The organism is Prauserella muralis (assembly GCF_003202285.1).
Classification (GTDB): Bacteria; Actinomycetota; Actinomycetes; order Mycobacteriales; family Pseudonocardiaceae; genus Prauserella_B; species Prauserella_B muralis.
This window is the reverse complement of the sequence record NZ_MASW01000002.1, coordinates 568,853-583,621: the sequence shown is the minus strand read 5'-3', so window position 1 is coordinate 583,621 and position 14,769 is coordinate 568,853. Positions and strand designations below refer to the sequence as shown.

The following is a 14,769-nucleotide window of genomic DNA, read 5'->3' as shown; positions in this document are numbered from 1 at the left end:
GGGAAACGCTCCAGCCGGGCCTTCCACCGGTGCCGAGCGCAGGACTCGCGGGCGTGAGCGCAGGACTCGCGGGCGTGAGCGCAGAACTCGCGGGCCTGAGCGCAGGACTCGCGGGTCAGGTGAGGGCGTCCTCGTCGTCGGGGCTCGCCGTGGCGAGTGCCGCGAGCACGTCCAGCGCCCCGGACAGGGTGGCGGGCGGAGGGGACGCCAGCGCCAGGCGCACCGCGTTCGGGGCGTGCCCGGCGCCGACGGCGAACGCCCCGGCCGGGCTGACGGCGATGCCGCGCCGCGCGGCGGCGGCCACGAACGTTTCCGCGCGCCAGTGCTCGGGCAGCTCCCACCAGCAGTGGTAGGCCGCGGGGTCTCCGTGGACGGCCAGGCCGGCCAGCCGCGCCTGGACGATCCGCTGCCGGTGTGCGGCATCGTCGCGCTTGGCATCCTGCACCGCGACGGCCGTGCCGTCCTCGATCCAGTGGGTCGCCGCCTCCAACGCGAAGCCCTGCGCGGTCCACGTCCCGGACCGCACCGCGGAGGCGACCCGCCCGGCCAGCGCGGCGGGCGGCACGGCGAAGCCCAGCGTGAGCCCCGGCGCCAGCCGTTTCGACAGGCTGTCCACCAGCACCGTGCGTTCCGGCGCGTAGGCCGCCAGCGGCGGCTCGTCGCGCAGGAACGCGTAGATGGTGTCCTCGACGGCGGGGATGTCCAGCGACCGCAGGACGGCGGCAAGCTCCTCCCTCCGGGGTCCGGGCATGGTGCTGCCCAGGGGGTTGTGCAGCGTCGGCTGGACGTACACCGCGTGCGGCCGCGCCGCGCGCACGGCCTCGGGCACCAGTCCCTCGCCATCGGTGACCAGGGGCACGAGCGTGACGCCGAGCCTGGCCGCGACGCCTTTCACCACGGGGTAGGTCAGTGCCTCCACGCCGAGCCTTCCGCCGGTGGGCACCAGCGCGGCCACGGCGGCCGCGATCGCCTGCTTGCCGTTGCCCGCGAACAGGATCCGGCGTTCGTCCGGCGCCCAGCCGGAACGGGTGAGCAGCGCGGCCGCCGCGGCCCTGGCCCGCGGCGTGCCCGCCGTACCGGCGGGGCGGGTGGCCTCGGCGAAGGCACCGGGCCGCAGCAGCGGCGCCAGCGAGCGCGCCAGCAGGTCCGGCTGTTGCGGCAGCACGGGGAAGTTCAGCTCCAGATCGACACGGGCCTGTCCCGGCTCGACGAGCGCGGGCTCCCCCGGCGCCTGTCCCGCCCGCACGTAGGTGCCGCGGCCCACCTCGCCGACGACGAGGCCGCGGCGGCGCAGTTCGGTGTAGACCCTGGCCGCCGTCGAGGCTGCGATGCGGCGGTCGCGGGCGAACCGGCGTTGCGGCGGAAGGCGCTGGCCGGGGCGGAGCCTGCCCGCGGCGATGTCGGCGGCCATGGCGTCGGCGAGAGCACGGTAGTCGTCCACGGTGGGAGATTATTGCACCGAGCGCAATGTTTTTATTGCACCGACGTATCGCTCCGCATAGCGTCGGATGTGTGACCACCACACGCGCCAACGGCATCACGATCGGCTACGACGACGAGGGCACCGGCGACGCGGTCGTGCTGGTGCACGGCCACCCGTTCGACCGCTCGATGTGGCGACCGCAGACCCGCAGCCTCGCCGAGGCCGGCTGGCGGGCGATCGCGCCGGACCTGCGCGGGTACGGGCAGAGCAGCGTGGTCCCGGGCAGCACGTCGCTGGAGACCTTCGCGCGGGACATCCTCGCCCTGCTCGACCGGCTGCGGGTGCGCCGGTTCGCGCTTGCCGGGCTGTCCATGGGCGGGCAGATCGCCCTCGAGTTGCAGCGGCTCGTGCCCGACCGGATCCGTGCCCTCGTGCTGGCCGACACCTCCCCGCACGCCGAGACGCCGGAGGGCAGGGTACGCCGCCGGGCGCAGGCCGACCGGCTGCTCGCCGAGGGCATGCGCGGCTACGCCGACGAGGTGCTGACGACGATGATCGCGCCGCACACCGTGGAGACGGCGCCCCTGGTGGCGCTGCACGTCTCGGCGATGATGCGCGGCGCCCCACCGCAGGGGGCGGCGGCGGCCCTGCGGGGCAGGGCCGAACGAAGGGATTATGTGGACCTGCTCGGGCGTATCACGGTGCCGACGCTGGTGATGGTTGGCAGCGAGGACGAGTTCACCCCCGTGGAGGTGGCCCGGTTCCTGCACGAGCGCATCCCCGGCTCGCAGCTCGCGATCATCGAGGGCGCGGCGCACCTGCCGAACCTGGAACGGGAGCGGGAGTTCAGCGAGATCGTGGAAAAATTCCTTCTCACTACCTGAGATGGTTGTTGCTCACTGTGACAATTTGAGGCCCCATGTCCCCACATCGAGTGATGTCCTACCGTAAGTAGCCTCCGTTGAGTACCAGCCCGAAAGGCCTCACGCGGTGGACAACGACGTGTCGGTGACGCGGCTGCCCGACGACGACTGGAACGATCGCGGCCTTCCGGGGCCCGGGTCCCGGTTCCGCGTCGTGGCGGTCATGGGCGCCGTCGTCATCGGCTGCCTCGTCGCCGCGCTCGTCGTCGGCATCACGGGCGGCGGCTTCGACGAGCACGACGAGCGCGCGATCGTCGCGTTGCCCGAGGCCACCTCCGGCGTCGCTGGCCCCGACACCACGCCCACCACCGAGGTGACCTTCACGACCGGCAATCCCGAGGGCGGCGGCACGCCGGTGCAGGCCACCACCACGAGCAGCGCGGCATCGACCAGCACGACGACGACCACCTCGTCGAGCACCACCACCACGACGACGAGCGTGCCGACCAGCAGCGTGGTCACGACCACCACCACCGCGCAGCCGGACCCGATCGAACCGGACCCCTCCCAGCCGGGCGGCCCCACCACCTCCCAGCCGACGCCCCCGAACTCGCCGCCGCCGACCACCCCCACGGAACCGGACGACGACGACTGCTGGTGGATCTTCTGCCTGTAACCGCCGCGAGTCCTGCGCTCAGGCCCGCGAGTTCTGCGCTCAGGCCCGCGAGTTCTGCGCTGAGGTCGGCGGAGCCCGCGTACGGGTCGCCCCGGCCGCGTCGGCGGTCGATCGATCAGCCGTCGTGGTCGGTGGCCACGACCTCGGCCAGTTCGGCGAGCACCCGTTCGGCCTCCGGCCCCTCGGCGCGCAGCACGACCTCCTCGCCACTGCGCGCGCCGAGGCCGATCACCGAGAGCACGCTGCGCGCGTCCACCGGGTCCTGGCCGTCCTTGCCGATGGTCACGGGCACCGGCTGCGCGGCGGCGGCCTTGGCGAACACGGCTGCGGGGCGGGCGTGCAGGCCGACTCGCGACCCCACGGTCACTCGACGTTCCAGCATGGCTGTCTCCTCACTCTCAGACGGTGACCGGCGCCTGGGCCGACACGTTGGTGGTGTCGTCGGCGGCCTTCTGCCTGCCGACGCTCTTGGCCAGCACCACGCAGGCACACGTCACCACGGTGCCGATGGCGATCGCCAGCAGGTACAGGAGCGGCTGCCCGACGAGGCCGACCACCCAGACGCCGCCGTGCGGAGCGGGCGAGGTCGATCCGAAGAGGACGGACAACGCACCCGTGGTGGCGCTGCCGACCATCAGGGACGGGATGACCCGCAGCGGATCGCCCGCGGCGAACGGGATGGCGCCCTCGGTGATGAACGACAGCCCGAGCAGCCAGCCCGCCTTGCCCGCCTCCTGCTCGGCGGGGCTGAACAGCCGCTTGCGGATCACGGTGGCGAGCGCGAGACCGAGCGGCGGAGTCATGCCCGCCGCCATCACCGCGGCCATGATCACGGTGTCACCGCTGGAGAGCGCGGCGATGCCGAAGGTGTAGGCGACCTTGTTCACCGGGCCGCCCATGTCGAAGGCCATCATCAGCCCGAGCAGGCCGCCGAGCAGCCACGCGGTGCCGCCGGAGAGCCCGGAGAGCCAGTCGGTCATGCCGCTCTGCGCGGCCGCGATCGGCTCGCCGACGACGATGACCATCAGTAACCCGACGACCACAGTGGACACCAACGGGATCACCACGACGGGCATCACCCCGGCGACGCCGCGCGGCACCGTGAGCCTCTTCAGGCCCAGCACGACGAAACCGGCGAGCAGGCCCGAGACCAGGCCACCGAGGAACCCGGCACCGATCGCGGAGGCTAGCAGGCCACCGACGATGCCGGGCGCGATGCCGGGGCGGTCGGCCATGCCGAAGGCGATGAAGCCGGAGAGGATCGGCACGAGCATCTCGAAGGCCGTCGAGCCGATCTTGAACAGCACGCCCGCGATGCCCGCCTCGCCGAGCAGGTTGGACAGGTCGCTGACGCCCTCGTACTCCCGGCCGCCGAACTCGCCGCCGTCGACGATCGTGGCGATCTCGGCGCCGCCGAGCAGGAAGGCGATCGCGATCAGGATGCCGCCCGCCGCGACGAACGGGATCATGTAGCTCACACCGGTCATCAGCCACTGGCGTACGCGGGTCGCGGCGCCCGCGGTCGGGTCCACCTTGGTGGCCGGTGCGGGCTCGGCCGCCTGCTCGCGCTCCGGGCGCCGGGCGCCCTGCTCGGCGGCTCGGACGGCTTCGGCGACGAACCCCGCGCCGTCGTTGATGGCGGCCTTGACGCCCTTGGCCACCACCGGCTTGCCCGCGAACCGTTCCCGGTCGCGCACGTCGACGTCGGCGGCGAACAGCACGGCGTCGGCCGCGGCGATGTCCTCCGCGCTCAGCGGTTGCGAGCCCGCGGCGCCCTGGGTCTCCACGGTGATCTCGTGGCCCGCCGCCGTGGCGGCCTGTTCGAGCGACTCGGCGGCCATGTAGGTGTGCGCGATGCCCGTGGGGCACGACGTCACGGCGACGAACCTCACTGTCCGAGCACCTCCTCGCGCACGATCCGCACGACCGCGTCGGCGTCCGGCGCCTCGTGCAGCGACTGGCGGAACGACTGGTGCATCAGGCGCCGCGCGAGCGAGGCCAGGATGGTCAGGTGCGCGTCCCCGCCGCCTTCGGGCGCGGCGATGAGGAAGATGAGGTGTGCGGGGCCGTCGGTGGCACCGAAGTCGACACCGGACTTGCTGCGACCGAAGCCCAGCGTGGGCTCGGTGACGTGGGCGGAGCGCGCGTGCGGGATGCCGATACCGCCCTCGATGCCGGTGGGCATCTGCGCCTCGCGGGCACGCAGGTCGGCGAGGAAGCCCTCCGTGTCCGTGACGCGGCCCGCGTCGGCGAGCCTGCGGGTGAGGTCGCGGGTGACCTCGTCGCGATCGGTGCCTGCCAGGTCCAGCTCGACCAGGTCGGCGGTGATCAGTTCGGCCATGTCAGCGGCCCTCCTCGAGTACACGGTCGTCCTCGACCGCGGGATGGATCGTGACGCCGACGCGGTCGACGTCGGCGGGTGCGGGCATCCGGCTGCCGGGCAGCCCGGTGGCGGCGGCGCCCCAGGCGAGAGCCTGGCGCAGGCCTTCCGGTCCGCCCCCGGCGGCGAGGAACCCGGCGAGCAGCGCGTCGCCCGCCCCGACGCTGCTGCGGGCGGCCTCGACGGAAGCCTCGCCGTGGACGGCGCCGTGCTCGCCGACCAGGACGGCACCGTCGGCGCCGAGGCTGGCGAGCACGGTGCGCGCGCCGCGGGAACGCAGCGCCTCGGCGGCCCGCACCGCGTCGCCGAGGGTGCGCACGGGCAGCCCCGCGCACTCGGCGAGCTCGTCGCGGTTGGGCTTGACCAGGTCCGGTCCCGCCGCGAGACAGGCGGCCAGTGCGGGGCCCGACGAGTCGACCGCCACGCGCACGCCGGTGCCGCGCATGCGGGTCACCAGCCGGGCGTAGGTGTCGTCGTCGGCGCCGGGCGGCAGGCTGCCGCATCCGGCGACCCACGCGGTGTCCTCGCCGCACACGGCGAGCACGGCGTCCAGCAGCCCCGTGGCCTCGCCACGCGGGCAGACGGGGCCGGGCAGGTTGAGCTTGGTGACCGTGCCGTCCGGCTCGGCGATGGTGATGTTGGCGCGGGTGTCGCCCGCGGCGGCGACGTGGTGCACGGCCACGCCGAGCTCGTCGAGCAGCTCGGTGAGCCTGCTGCCCGCCGCGCCGCCCGCGAACAGCACGGCCGTGGTCTTGCGCCCGTGCGCGGCGAGCGCACGCGACACGTTGACCCCCTTGCCACCGGGGTCCACATGCGACCGGTCGGCCCGCAGCACCTCGCCCCGGCGTAGCCCGCGGAGCTCGACGGTGTAGTCGAGGCTGGGATTGGGGGTGAGCGTGACGATCACGCGCGCACCACCTCGGGTCCCGCCGCGGCGCGCCGGCGCTTCTGTGCATACATGTGGCTTCCCTGCCCGTTGATTTGGCTTTGGTTGGTTATATGTGGGTTACGGGCAGGTGTCAACCCCACACCCGTCCTCCGCGCACATACCGAGCCGGATTTGCGGGTAACCGGCGCCCATGCACACCCCCACGGCTCCGACCGAAGCGGCCACGCTGCCGCTGCCCCGCGGCCCGCTGTCCGCCGCGATCATCGCGGCGCTCGGCAACGGCCCGCGCCGCGACGTCCCCCTGCCCACCGACACCGGCCCCGCGCACCCCTACGGCGACGACCTGCAACTCGCCCTCCAGGTGTGCTACGAGCTGCACTACCGGGGCTTTGCCGGGGTGGACCCGGACTGGGAGTGGGACCCCGCCCTGTTGCGCACGCGGGCCGCGCTCGAAAGGACGTTCCTGGCGGCTCTGCGGGCCGACGTGGCCGGCGGCGACGACGTGGCAGGGACACTCGACGAGCTCCTGGTGGAGCCGGTCGACGGCACCGGGCTCACCCACTGGCTGCAGGACGAGGGCACGTGGGAGCAGACGCGCGAGTACCTGGCGCTGCGCTCGATCTATCACCTCAAGGAGGCCGACCCGCACGCGTTCGCGATCCCGCGGCTGCAGGGCCGGGCCAAGGCGGCGCTGGTGGCGGTGGAGTTCGACGAGTTCGGCGGCGGGCGGTACGAGCGGATGCACTCCCGGCTCTACGCCGACCTGCTCACCGCCGCCGGACTGGACGCGCGCTATCTGGGCTACGCCGAGCACGTGCCGCCCCACGCGTTCGCCACGGTGAACCTCATGTCGATGTTCGGGCTGCACCGCAACCTGCGGGGCGCGCTGGTCGGGCACTTCGCCGCCGCGGAGATCACCACGGCGCCGAGCGCGCGGCGGATGGAGAAGGCGCTGCGCAGGCACGGCGCCGACGAGGCGTGCGTGCACTTCTTCACCGAGCACGTCGAGGCCGACGCCGTGCACGAGCAGGTGCTGCGCCGCGACGTGGTCGGCGACCTGCTGGAGCGAGAGCCGGACCTAGCCGCCGACGTCGTCTTCGGCGTCCAGGCCACGAGCCTGCTGGAGGACCGGCTGGCCGACCACGTGCTCGGCTGGTGGCGCGCCGGCGAGTCGACCCTGCGCCGGCCGCTCGCCTGAGCCCCGAGCTCCCCAATGTGGCATTCGTAGCGCTCAACTTCCCCAATGCGGCATTGGTTGCGTTCAACGCCACCAATGCCGCATTGGGGAGCTTTCCCCTAGCGGCGGCGGCGGTGGCTGGCGTCGCAGAAGGGGTAGGCGCGGCTGCGGCGGCACGCGCACACCGCGACCTGGAAGCGGTCGGAGGACACGGTGGTGCCGTCGTCGAGCGTCAGCTCCACCGGGCCCTCGATGAGAACGGGACCGCCGGGGACCACGGTGACCCTCCTGCGGTCCCGCGGCCCCCGGCGGTCCTGCCGCTCGCCGGTCACGTCGCTCCCGGCCCTCGCTCACCCGGCCGGTCGGCGCGGATCACCACCAGTTCCTCCTCACGCTCACCCGGCTCGATGAGCCCGCAATGCTCGAGAAACGCCGCCCGCTCCCGCAGGACCGGCCCGAACGGCAGCCAGCGGCGCGCCACCACCGACGTCTTCAGCCCGGAGTCGCGCAAGGCGGTCAGCGTCTGCTCCACCCCGCTGAGCGCCGACTGCACCAGCAGGAGAAAGCCCTCCGCCGAGAGCAGCCGGGGCGCCTGGGCGCACAGCGGATCGAGCACGGACCTGCCGTCGCCGCCCGCGTCCCAGCGGCGCGAACGCGTGCGGAACGCGGGTACGTACGGCGGGTTGGCGATCACGACGTCGAACGGTCCATGGTGGATGGTGTCCGTGACGTCTCCCCTGCGAACCGTCACGGGAAGCCCGCGCAGCCGGGCGTTGAGCCACGCGCTGGCGACGGCGCGGCGGGAGACGTCGAGCGCCACCACCCTGCCCGCGCCCGCACGGGCGGCCGCCACCGCGAGGGCGCCCGAGCCCGTGCCCACATCGAGCACGGAGGCACCCGCCGGTACGGCGGCCGTCCGCACGGCCTCGGCGAGCAAGCCGGTGTCCTCCTGGGGCCGGTACACGCCAGGGGTTCTCAGCAGCCACATGCCGGGCTACTCGTCGCCCGGCCAGTCGCCGGTCGCCTTCTCGATGCCCGCCGCGCCGGCGCGGTCCACGGCCGCCTTCACGGCACCGAAGATCGCGCCCTGCACGGCGGCCGCGGTGACCACCTGCCACAGCGCGTACTTGCGGTCCGTGGCGTCCGGTGCGTCCTGCTCGCCGGTCACGCGGCGCCACACCTGCTTGAACACGACGCTCGACAGCATGGCGCCCGCGGTGCTGACCACCAGGCTCAACGGCTTGTAGATGGCCTTCATCGGCGGATCCTCCAGGTGATCACACCGCCGACGGCGAGCGCGGCGACCGCACCCGTCGCGATCACCGGCACCGGGTTGTGCTGGACGGTCTCCTTGACCTTCGTCGTCCCGTGCTGGAGCTGCTCCTTGGCACGCGCGGGCACGTTGAGCTTGTACGCCAGCGCCTGCGCGGTTTCGCCCAGCTCCTGCCGGGTCAGCTCGATGTCCGTCCGCGCCTGTTCGGGATCGCGGGGGAACTCGTCGGGAGTGCTCATCGGCGCAGGTTCTCCTTCACGGTGTCGACGTCCCGGCGCACGCTCTCGGTCGCCTCTCTCGGCATGGGTGGCGTCGCCTGGCTCACCTGACGCTTGCCCGCGAGCCCGAGCACGCCCGCGACGAGCAACAGGGCGCCGCCGATCACGAGCGCCGAGGCCCATCCGGGCAGCACCAGCGCGAGTGCCAGCACGGCGGCCGCCACGAGCGCACCGCCACCGAACCACGCGATCACGGCCGCGGCACCGGCGAGACCGGCCCCGGCGCCGAGGCGCTTGCCCTTGCTCTGCATCTCGGCGACGGCCAGTTTCATCTCGTCCTTGACGAGCCTGCTGGTCTGCTCGGAGAAGTCGTTGACCAACTGCGCCACCGAGCGCTCCTCCACCAGGCTGTCGCGGTGTCCGTCGTAGACCATGGCTACCTCCATCCGTCGGGTTGTGCGGCGCCCCGACGCTGGTCACCGGTTTGCCCCGGATGCTCAGCGGACAAACATGGGCCCAGCCCAGGACAAGCGGGTGTCGGGCGGGGTCCGGCGGGTATCCGCCGGGAACCATGCCTAGCCACGAACTGGTCGAGTGGACCGGTCCGCAGGCGGCGGGTCCCGTCGAACTGCGGGTGCCCGCCGACTCGCGGCAGCTTCCCCTCATCCGCGCACTCGCCCGGCTGCTCGCCGAGCGCGAGGGGCTCGGGCGAGAGCAGGTCACCGACCTCGTTGTCGCCGTCGACGAGGCCTGCACGTGCCTCATCACCCGGTCGGTTCCCGGAGCCATCCTCACCTGCCGCTACGCCGTCGCGTTCGGCAGTCTGCGGGTCGCCGTGTCGACCACGACCGTCGACGGAACCGGCCCCGCCGCCCACGCGCTGGGCTGGCGGCTGCTGGTCGCGCTCACCGACTCGCTCAACGCCTGGCGCTACGAGCACGACCCGCAGCGCGAGACCGGCCGCGTCGTGCACATCGACTTCGCCAAGCAGTTTGCCGGGCGTTTCGCCGGGTAGCCGCCCGGAAAAGGCGTCCGGCAACGCGCGAAGCGGAAGGCAGGAAGATCGTGCCTGACCCAGCACACGGCGACAAGGACAGGAAGAACGAGCAGCTCGGCGATTTCCGCGTCTCGCCCGAGCAGACCCCCGATGCCGCCCTGACCACGCAGCAGGGCGTGCGCGTGGACCACACGGACGACTCGCTCAGCGTGGGTGAGCGCGGGCCGACCCTGCTCGAGGACTTCCATTTCCGGGAGAAGCTCACCCACTTCGACCACGAGCGCATCCCCGAACGCGTCGTGCACGCGCGCGGCGCGGGGGCCTACGGCTACTTCGAGCCGTACGACGACGGGCTCGCCGGCCACACGGTCGCGCGCTTTCTGACCGACCCGGGCAAGCGGACACCGGTGTTCGTCCGGTTCTCGACCGTGGCGGGCTCGCGCGGCTCGGCCGACACCGTGCGCGACGTGCGCGGCTTCGCCACCAAGTTCTACACCGACGAGGGCAACTACGACCTCGTCGGCAACAACATGCCCGTGTTCTTCATCCATGACGGCATCAAGTTCCCCGACTTCGTGCACGCGGTGAAGCCCGAGCCGCACAACGAGATCCCGCAGGCGCAGTCGGCGCACGACACGCTCTGGGACTTCGTGTCGCTGCAGCCGGAGACCATGCACATGATGATGTGGCTGATGTCGGACCGCGCACTGCCACGCAGCTACCGCATGATGCAGGGCTTCGGCGTGCACACGTTCCGGCTGGTCAACGCCGAGGGCAGGGGCACGTTCGTCAAGTTCCACTGGAAGCCCGTGCTGGGCACGCACTCGCTGGTGTGGGACGAGACGCAGAAGATCGCGGGCAAGGATCCCGACTTCAACCGCCGTGACCTGTGGGACGCCATCGAGTCCGGGCAGTACCCCGAGTGGGAGCTGGGCGTGCAGCTGGTGGACGAGAGCGACGAGTTCGCCTTCGACTTCGACCTGCTCGACCCGACGAAGATCATCCCGGAGGAGCAGGTGCCCGTGCGGCCGGTGGGGCGCATGGTGCTCGACCGCAACCCGGACAACTTCTTCGCCGAGACCGAACAGATCGCTTTCCACACGGCCAACGTCGTCCCCGGCATCGACTTCACCAACGACCCGCTGCTGCAGGCCCGCAACTTCTCCTACCTCGACACCCAGCTGATCCGGCTGGGCGGGCCGAACTTCGCGCAGCTGCCGGTGAACCGCCCGGTGGCCGAGGTGCACACCAACCAGCGGGACGGCTACGGCCAGACGAGGATTCATCGCGGCCGCACGTCGTACTCCAAGAACAGCCTCGCGGGCGGCTGCCCGGCCATCGCAGGCTCCGGCGCGTTCAGCCACTACGTGGAGAAGGTCGACGGGCACAAGATCCGCAAGCGCAGCGAGAGCTTCCAGGACTACTACAGCCAGGCCACGCTGTTCTGGAACAGCATGTCCGGCGTGGAGGCCGAGCACCTGGTGGCGGCGTTCCGGTTCGAGCTGGGCAAGGTCGAGACCAAGGAGATCCGTGCCCGCGTGGTCGAGCACCTCGACCACGTCGACCACGAACTGGCCACCCGGGTGGCCACCGGCATCGGCGTCACCCCGCCCGCGGAGGCCGCGACCACCAACCACGGGCGCTCCTCCCCCGCGCTCTCCCAGCTCAACTCGGCGATGCGCAGGCCGGACACGCGCAAGATCGCCGTGCTCGTCGCCGACGGTGTGGACGGCACCGGCGTGCGCAGGCTCGTCGACGCGCTCACCAAGCAGGGCACAATCCCCGAGGTGCTCGCGCCCGCCGACGGCCCGGTCCGCGCGGCCACGGGGCCCGACATCGAAGCCGACCGCGCGCTGAACACCATGGCCTCGGTGCTCTACGACGCCGTGGCGGTGCCGTGCGGGCCGGACAGCGTCGAGGCCCTGTCCGGAGACGGCTACGCGGTGCACTTCGTCGCCGAGGCGTACAAGCACGCCAAACCGGTGGCCGGGTTCGGCTCCGGGCTCGACCTGCTCCGCAAGGCGGGCGTGTCCGACCGGCTCGCCGACGGCGCCGACGTCACCGTCGAGGCCGGGGTCGTGTCGTCGACGGCGGCCGAGGACTCACTGCCCGAGGAGTTCTTCGCCCGGTTCACCGACGAGATCGCCAGGCACCGGGCCTGGGAACGCGTCACCGACTCCGTGCCCGCGTGAGGAGGCAGGGCCATGATGCGAAGGCCCGTTTCACCGGATGAGACCGAGACCCGGCGCACGCCGTGGCTGCGGCTCGCCGCGCTGTTCTTCGGCGTGGTCTACCTGGCGCTGGGCATCGCGGGATTCGTGCTGCACGGCGGCGGCGACCTCGGTCCCGACGCGGACCGCACCGTGTGGGTGTTCGGGGTGAGTGCGCTGTTCAACATCGTGCACACCGGTGTGGGCCTGCTCGGTCTGCTGTGCTCGCACCGGACGGTCACCGCGCGGATCTACGGCTGGCTGCTGTTCTTCGGCTTCGCCGGGCTCACCGCCTACAGCGTCGCGGGCACCGTGCTCGGCGGCTCCGGTGACATCGCCAACGCCACGGCGGCCAACACGGTGCTCTACGCGTGCACGGCCGCGATCGGGCTTGTGGTCAGCCTTCTTCCGGGAAGCGGCCGTACCCCCGCGGGCGACCGGCCATAGTGTTTAGTGTCCGTACGGTACGGGCACTTATTCGGGCATGAGGTTGCTCGTCTGGCACGTCCACGGTTCGTGGACCACATCGCTGGTCCAAGGTGGTCACACGTATCTGCTGCCCACTGTGGACGAAGGGGGCCCGTGGGGGCGGGGCCGCTGCGGCCGGGACTGGCCGGACGGTGCGGTCGAAGTGCCCGCCGAGCGCCTTCGCGACACCGACGTCGACGCCGTCGTCCTGCAGCGCCCCGAGGAGATCGAGCTGGCCGAGCGCTGGCTGGGCAGGCGGCCGGGCATCGACGTGCCCGCGGTCTACGTCGAGCACAACACCCCGCGTGAGCACGCCGCGACCACGCGCCACCCGGTGGCCGACCGCGACGACATCGTGCTCGTCCATGTCACGCACTTCAACGAGCTGATGTGGGACAACGGGCGCGCGCCCACCGTGGTGATCCCGCACGGGATCGTCGATCCCGGCTACCGCTACACCGGCGAGATGGCGCGTGCGGCGGTGCTCATCAACGAGCCGATGCGGCGCGACCGCATCGTCGGCACCGACCTGCTGCCCGTGTTCTCCGAGGCGGCGCCCCTCGACATCTACGGCATGGGACTCGGCGGCGTGGCGGCCTTCGGCGTCACTCCGGTCGGCGACCTGTCGCAGGAGGAGCTGCACACCGACATGGCGCGGCGGCGTGTGTACGTGCACACGGCGCGCTGGACGTCCCTCGGGCTGTCCCTCATCGAGGCGATGCAGCTGGGCATGCCCGTGGTGGCGCCCGCGTGCACCGAGGTGGCCACGGCGGTGCCGTGCGAGGCGGGAGTGGTGTCCACCGACGTCACCGTGCTCACCGCCGCGGTGCGGGAGCTGATGGACCAGCCCGAGCGGGCGATGGCCATGGGCAAGGCCGCCAGGGAGCACGCGCTGTCGCACTTCGGCCTCGATGCCTTCCTGCACAACTGGGACGTCGTTCTCGACCGGGTTCTGCCCTGACTTTCCGGGAGGAAACATGAAGATCGCCATGGTTTCCGAGCACGCCAGTCCGCTGGCCGCACTCGGCGAGGTCGATGCGGGGGGCCAGAACGTCCATGTCGCCGAGCTGTCGGCCGGGCTGGCGAGGGCAGGCCACGACGTCACGGTCTACACCCGGCGCGACGACCGCGAGCAGCCGGACGAGGTGCGGGCCCCGGCGGGCTACCGCGTCGTCCACGTGCCCGCGGGCCCGCCGCGGCCGGTGCCGAAGGACGAGCTGCTGCCGCACATGGACGCGCTCGCGAAGTTCCTCGCCCGCGAGTGGGCGGCCGCACCCCCCGACCTCGTGCACGCGCACTTCTGGATGTCCGGGGTGGCTTCGGTGCTGGCGGCGCGAGCCGCGGACGTTCCTGTGACACAGACGTTCCACGCACTGGGCGTGGTGAAGCGGCGCCACCAGGGCGCCAAGGACACCAGCCCACCGGAGCGCATCCGGCTGGAACGCCTGGTGGGCAAGGACGCCAACCGCGTCATCGCCACCTGTTCCGACGAGGTGTTCGAGCTGGTGCGCCTCGGCGTGCCGCGCGAACGCATGTCGGTCGTCCCGTGCGGCGTGGACCTGCAGCGGTTCACCCCGGCCGGTCCCGCCGCCCCGAGGGGACGGCGCAGGCGGCTCGTGGCCGTCGGCAGGCTGGTGCCGCGCAAGGGTTTCGACACCGCCATCCAGGCGATGCCGGGCTTGCCCGACGCCGAGCTGGTCATCGCGGGCGGCCCGCAGGAGGGAAAGCTGGCCGAGGACGAGGAGGCACAGCGCCTGCTGGCGCTCGCCGACCGGCTCGGCGTCGCCGACCGGGTGCGGCTGCCCGGCCAGGTGGCCCGCAAGGACATGCCCGCGCTGCTGCGCTCGGCCGACGCCGTGCTGTGCACGCCGTGGTACGAGCCGTTCGGCATCGTGCCGCTGGAAGCCATGGCCTGCGGCGTGCCCGTGGTCGCCTCCGCGGTGGGCGGGCTGACCGACACCGTGGTGGACGGCGTCACCGGGCGGCTCGTTCCGCCGAAGCGGCCGGACGCGCTCGCCGAGGCGGTGCGCGGGCTGCTCGCCGACGAGGCGCTGCGCGAGGCCTACGGCATCGCGGGCAGCGACCGGGCCCGCTGCCGGTACTCGTGGGACCGCGTCACCGCCGACACCTACCGGATCTACGAGCGGTTGGTGCCCGCGGCCGCGCTCAACAGCAAGGAGACGGGCTGAGCGGCA

Annotated in this window: 18 protein-coding genes; 8 read left to right on the top strand and 10 right to left on the bottom strand. The window is 72.5% G+C overall.

Annotated elements, in window-relative coordinates; translation table 11 throughout:
- Window positions 1-115: 115 nt before the first annotated feature.
- Window positions 116-1,441 carry an aminotransferase-like domain-containing protein gene (locus tag BAY60_RS13850; RefSeq protein WP_112281342.1) on the bottom strand — a complete coding sequence of 442 codons (1,326 nt, stop codon included), beginning with the start codon at window positions 1,439-1,441 and terminating at the stop codon, window positions 116-118.
- Window positions 1,442-1,512: 71 nt separating this feature from the next.
- Here BAY60_RS13850 and BAY60_RS13845 point away from each other — a divergent pair, with 71 nt between their 5' ends.
- Window positions 1,513-2,307 carry an alpha/beta fold hydrolase gene (locus BAY60_RS13845; protein ID WP_245992488.1) on the top strand — a complete coding sequence of 265 codons (795 nt, stop codon included), beginning with the start codon at window positions 1,513-1,515 and terminating at the stop codon, window positions 2,305-2,307.
- A 106-nt stretch (window positions 2,308-2,413) separates the two neighbouring features.
- Window positions 2,414-2,962 (top strand): hypothetical protein, encoded by a 549-nt coding sequence (locus tag BAY60_RS37095; RefSeq protein WP_170160402.1) that lies wholly within the window; start codon window positions 2,414-2,416, stop codon window positions 2,960-2,962.
- A 115-nt stretch (window positions 2,963-3,077) separates the two neighbouring features.
- Here BAY60_RS37095 and BAY60_RS13835 read toward each other — a convergent pair whose 3' ends face one another.
- Genes BAY60_RS13835 through pfkB form a run of 4 tightly spaced genes read right to left on the bottom strand, consistent with a single transcriptional unit; the run spans window position 3,078 to window position 6,249 of the window.
- Window positions 3,078-3,344, bottom strand: a complete 267-nt coding sequence (locus BAY60_RS13835; protein WP_112281340.1) for an HPr family phosphocarrier protein — start codon at window positions 3,342-3,344, stop codon at window positions 3,078-3,080.
- Between the two features lie 16 nt (window positions 3,345-3,360).
- Entirely contained in the window at window positions 3,361-4,854 is a 1,494-nt protein-coding gene (locus BAY60_RS13830) for a PTS fructose transporter subunit IIC (protein ID WP_112281339.1), read from the bottom strand.
- A complete protein-coding gene (locus tag BAY60_RS13825) occupies window positions 4,851-5,303 on the bottom strand; it encodes a PTS sugar transporter subunit IIA (protein ID WP_112281338.1) in 453 nt (150 codons plus the stop codon). The genes BAY60_RS13830 and BAY60_RS13825 overlap by 4 nt, the downstream gene beginning before the upstream one ends.
- A gap of 1 nt (window position 5,304) precedes the next feature.
- On the bottom strand, window positions 5,305-6,249 hold the full coding sequence (gene pfkB / locus BAY60_RS13820) for a 1-phosphofructokinase (protein WP_112281337.1): 945 nt from the start codon (window positions 6,247-6,249) through the stop codon (window positions 5,305-5,307).
- 172 nt (window positions 6,250-6,421) lie between these two features.
- On the opposite strand from pfkB, the gene BAY60_RS13815 reads away from it, so the two are divergent.
- Entirely contained in the window at window positions 6,422-7,429 is a 1,008-nt protein-coding gene (locus BAY60_RS13815; RefSeq protein WP_112281336.1) for an iron-containing redox enzyme family protein, read from the top strand.
- A gap of 98 nt (window positions 7,430-7,527) precedes the next feature.
- Here BAY60_RS13815 and BAY60_RS13810 read toward each other — a convergent pair whose 3' ends face one another.
- Genes BAY60_RS13810 through BAY60_RS13790 form a run of 5 tightly spaced genes read right to left on the bottom strand, consistent with a single transcriptional unit; the run spans window position 7,528 to window position 9,333 of the window.
- Complete coding sequence (locus tag BAY60_RS13810) at window positions 7,528-7,740, bottom strand: CDGSH iron-sulfur domain-containing protein (RefSeq protein ID WP_112281335.1); 213 nt, start codon at window positions 7,738-7,740, stop codon at window positions 7,528-7,530.
- Entirely contained in the window at window positions 7,737-8,396 is a 660-nt protein-coding gene (locus tag BAY60_RS13805; RefSeq protein WP_112281334.1) for a HemK2/MTQ2 family protein methyltransferase, read from the bottom strand. The genes BAY60_RS13810 and BAY60_RS13805 overlap by 4 nt, the downstream gene beginning before the upstream one ends.
- Window positions 8,397-8,402: 6 nt before the next feature.
- Window positions 8,403-8,666, bottom strand: coding sequence for a DUF4235 domain-containing protein (locus BAY60_RS13800; protein WP_112281333.1), 264 nt, complete (start codon window positions 8,664-8,666; stop codon window positions 8,403-8,405).
- Window positions 8,663-8,920 carry a DUF3618 domain-containing protein gene (locus tag BAY60_RS13795; RefSeq protein WP_112281332.1) on the bottom strand — a complete coding sequence of 86 codons (258 nt, stop codon included), beginning with the start codon at window positions 8,918-8,920 and terminating at the stop codon, window positions 8,663-8,665. The genes BAY60_RS13800 and BAY60_RS13795 overlap by 4 nt, the downstream gene beginning before the upstream one ends.
- The gene (locus tag BAY60_RS13790; RefSeq protein ID WP_112281331.1) at window positions 8,917-9,333 is read right to left on the bottom strand and encodes a phage holin family protein; all 417 of its coding nucleotides are present in this window, start codon (window positions 9,331-9,333) and stop codon (window positions 8,917-8,919) included. The genes BAY60_RS13795 and BAY60_RS13790 overlap by 4 nt, the downstream gene beginning before the upstream one ends.
- 137 nt (window positions 9,334-9,470) lie before the next feature.
- On the opposite strand from BAY60_RS13790, the gene BAY60_RS13785 reads away from it, so the two are divergent.
- From BAY60_RS13785 to BAY60_RS13765, 5 genes are read left to right on the top strand one after another with little or no spacing between them, the layout of a single operon-like run.
- Window positions 9,471-9,914: an ATP-binding protein gene (locus BAY60_RS13785; protein WP_112281330.1), complete on the top strand. Its 444-nt coding sequence runs from the start codon at window positions 9,471-9,473 to the stop codon at window positions 9,912-9,914.
- A gap of 50 nt (window positions 9,915-9,964) precedes the next feature.
- Window positions 9,965-12,088: a catalase gene (locus tag BAY60_RS13780; protein ID WP_112281329.1), complete on the top strand. Its 2,124-nt coding sequence runs from the start codon at window positions 9,965-9,967 to the stop codon at window positions 12,086-12,088.
- Between the two features lie 15 nt (window positions 12,089-12,103).
- The gene (locus tag BAY60_RS13775) at window positions 12,104-12,553 is read left to right on the top strand and encodes a DUF4383 domain-containing protein (protein ID WP_112282374.1); all 450 of its coding nucleotides are present in this window, start codon (window positions 12,104-12,106) and stop codon (window positions 12,551-12,553) included.
- 37 nt (window positions 12,554-12,590) lie between these two features.
- Entirely contained in the window at window positions 12,591-13,535 is a 945-nt protein-coding gene (locus BAY60_RS13770; protein WP_112281328.1) for a glycosyltransferase, read from the top strand.
- Between the two features lie 16 nt (window positions 13,536-13,551).
- Window positions 13,552-14,763, top strand: coding sequence for a glycosyltransferase (locus tag BAY60_RS13765; protein ID WP_112281327.1), 1,212 nt, complete (start codon window positions 13,552-13,554; stop codon window positions 14,761-14,763).
- The last annotated feature ends 6 nt before the right edge of the window (window positions 14,764-14,769 follow it).

What these genes read in the sequence shown, in the direction of transcription:
- BAY60_RS13815 (WP_112281336.1), top strand. Translation starts at nt 6,422, where the DNA reads ATGCACACCCCCACGGCTCCGACCGAAGCGGCCACGCTGCCGCTGCCC.
- BAY60_RS13835 (WP_112281340.1), bottom strand. Translation starts at nt 3,344, where the DNA reads ATGCTGGAACGTCGAGTGACCGTGGGGTCGCGAGTCGGCCTGCACGCC.
- BAY60_RS13800 (WP_112281333.1), bottom strand. Translation starts at nt 8,666, where the DNA reads ATGAAGGCCATCTACAAGCCGTTGAGCCTGGTGGTCAGCACCGCGGGC.
- BAY60_RS13790 (WP_112281331.1), bottom strand. Translation starts at nt 9,333, where the DNA reads ATGGTCTACGACGGACACCGCGACAGCCTGGTGGAGGAGCGCTCGGTG.
- BAY60_RS13770 (WP_112281328.1), top strand. Translation starts at nt 12,591, where the DNA reads ATGAGGTTGCTCGTCTGGCACGTCCACGGTTCGTGGACCACATCGCTG.
- BAY60_RS13785 (WP_112281330.1), top strand. Translation starts at nt 9,471, where the DNA reads ATGCCTAGCCACGAACTGGTCGAGTGGACCGGTCCGCAGGCGGCGGGT.
- BAY60_RS13805 (WP_112281334.1), bottom strand. Translation starts at nt 8,396, where the DNA reads ATGTGGCTGCTGAGAACCCCTGGCGTGTACCGGCCCCAGGAGGACACC.
- BAY60_RS13795 (WP_112281332.1), bottom strand. Translation starts at nt 8,920, where the DNA reads ATGAGCACTCCCGACGAGTTCCCCCGCGATCCCGAACAGGCGCGGACG.
- BAY60_RS13765 (WP_112281327.1), top strand. Translation starts at nt 13,552, where the DNA reads ATGAAGATCGCCATGGTTTCCGAGCACGCCAGTCCGCTGGCCGCACTC.
- BAY60_RS13825 (WP_112281338.1), bottom strand. Translation starts at nt 5,303, where the DNA reads ATGGCCGAACTGATCACCGCCGACCTGGTCGAGCTGGACCTGGCAGGC.
- BAY60_RS13775 (WP_112282374.1), top strand. Translation starts at nt 12,104, where the DNA reads ATGCGAAGGCCCGTTTCACCGGATGAGACCGAGACCCGGCGCACGCCG.